1 protein-coding gene is annotated in these 2294 nt (G+C 68.4%); it reads right to left on the reverse strand.

What is annotated here, in order from left to right; all coding sequences use genetic code 11:
• Nucleotides 1–2258: alpha-xylosidase (gene yicI / locus ACG04R_RS28360; protein ID WP_394418169.1), on the reverse strand; the 2258-nt coding region annotated here is incomplete at its 3' end.
• Between the last annotated feature and the right edge of the window lie 36 nt (nt 2259–2294).

Here is a 2294-nt window from a genome sequence, read left to right on the forward strand (position 1 = left end):
CCGTCGGCCTGCACGGGGCTGCGCTTGCCGTCCACATCCAGGCTCCAGTCGCGCAGCGCCCCCTGAGAGACGTGGGCCGTGTACTGCGCGCCGCTGCGGCTGACCGTGCCGCAGGCCGCGACCTGGCCGTCCGCGCCTACGACCGTGAAGGCCGCGCTCGCGCCATCGCTCAGCTCGAACACGCGCAGCACCGTGCCGCGGGCGTAGTCGTAGTCGGGCTTCTCGGTCTCGGTGCCCCAGGCGATGACGCTGCCCGGTGCCGCGTACAGCGGCATGCTGAGGAAGTTGTGGGTCTCGCGGTGCCAGCGCCCGCCCTGCTTCTTCTCGCCGGACAGCAGGTGGGTCCAGGTGCCCGAACCTTCCGACCCGGGCAGGTAGAAGTCCACCTCGCCGCTCTCCGTGAACACGGGCGCCACGAGCAGGCTTTCGCCCAGCTGGTACTGCCGGTCCAGCGTCGTGCAGGCGGGGTCGTGCGGATGCTCCAGCAGCATCGCACGCATCAGCGGAATGCCGGTCTGCGTCGCCTCGTGCGCCTTCGCGTAGAGGTAGGGCATGAGCTGGTGCTTGAGGCGCGTGAAGACGCGCAGCACGTCGCAGCTCTCTTCGTCGACGAGCCAGGGCACGCGGTAGAAGCTGCTGCCGTGCAGGCGGCTGTGCGAGGACATCAGGCCGAACTGAATCCAGCGCTTGTAGACGGCCGGCGGCGGGTTGCCCTCGAAGCCGCCGATGTCGTGACTCCAGAACGCGAACCCGCTGGTCGTGAGCGACAGGCCGCCGCGCAGGCTCTCGGCCATGGACTCGAAGGTGCTCCAGCAGTCACCGCCCCAGTGCACGGGGAAGCGCTGGCCCGACGCGTAGGTGGAGCGCGCGAAGACGATGGCGTCGTCGCCCTGCACTTCCTTCAGCAGCTCGAACACCGCCTCGTTGTACTGCAGCGCGTAGAGGTTGTGCATCTCGACGGGGTCGGAGCCGTCGAAGTACTGGACGCCCTCGCTCGGGATGCGCTCGCCGAAGTCGGTCTTGAAGCAGTCGGCGCCGGTGGCCAGCAGGCGGCGCAGGTGGCCCTGGTACCAGGCCTTGGCCGCCGGGTTCGTGAAGTCCACGATGGCCATGCCGGGCTGCCACTGGTCGGTCTGGAAGGTCAGGCCGTTGGTTCTCTTGATGAAGTAGCCGTGCTTGACGCCTTCGGCAAAGAGCGGGCTCTTCTGCGCGACGTAGGGGTTGATCCAGAGGCTGATCTTCAGGCCCTTGGCGTGCAGGCGCTGCAGCATCGCCTCGGGCTCGGGGAAGCCGCGGCGGTCCCACTCGAAGTCGCACCACTGGAACTCGCGCATCCAGAAGCAGTCGAAGTGGAAGACCGACAGCGGCAGCTCGCGGCGCTTCATCTCGTCGATGAAGTGGGTGGCCGTGGCCTCGTCGTACTGGGTCGTGAACGAGGTGGTCAGCCACAGGCCGAAGCTCCACGCCGGCGGCAGCGGGGCGCGGCCTGTCAGCGCTGTCAACCGGGACACGACATCCTTGGGCGTGGGGCCGGCAATGACGCAGTAGTCCAGGCTCTCGCCCTCGCGGCTGAACTGCACGCGCGCGACCTTCTCCGAGCCGACCTCGAAGGACACCGGGCCGGCCTCGTTGACGAGCACGCCGTAGCCGCGGTTGGTCAGGTAGAACGGCACGCTCTTGTAGACCTGCTCGCAGGCGGTGCCACCGTCCTTGTTGGTGTTCTCGACGACCTGGCCGTTCTTGACCCACGGCGTGAAGCGCTCGCCCAGGCCGTAGACGTTCTCGCCGACGCCCAGCGTCAGCTGCTCGTGCACGTGGTTGCCCTTGCCGGCCCACTGGATGTAGCCCAGGCCGCGCCAGTCGCTCTTGGTGAGCACGCGGTCGCCTTCGCGGAAGGTGAGGCTCCAGCCCTCGCCCTTCTTGACGTCCACCGACAGAGTGCCAGAGGTCAGCGTGGCCTGGGTCTCGCCGTCGACGATCTGCACGGCCGGCTTGCCGGCGCCGACCATGGGGATGTGCAGCCGCGGCGGTTGCGACGCGGTGTAGTGCTCCACGCTGACGCGGATGACGCCTTCGAGCGGCGAGCTCAGCGTGACGGTGAGCGTGGGGCCTTGCAGCGTGTCGCCGCGGTGCTTGATGGGGCGGGTCGTGGCGAGCACGACGAGGCGGTCTTCGTGGACTTCGATGGCATAGGCCTCGGCCGCGTAGTGCGCGGCCACGCCCGGCTGCAGCATCCACTGTCCGTCTGTGAACTTCATGGGGGGTGGTTCCTGGTTGTCTCCGATGCGCCGGCA

It is taken from the genome of Pelomonas candidula (assembly GCF_043555985.1).
GTDB classification, from domain to species: domain Bacteria; phylum Pseudomonadota; class Gammaproteobacteria; order Burkholderiales; family Burkholderiaceae_C; genus Pelomonas; species Pelomonas candidula.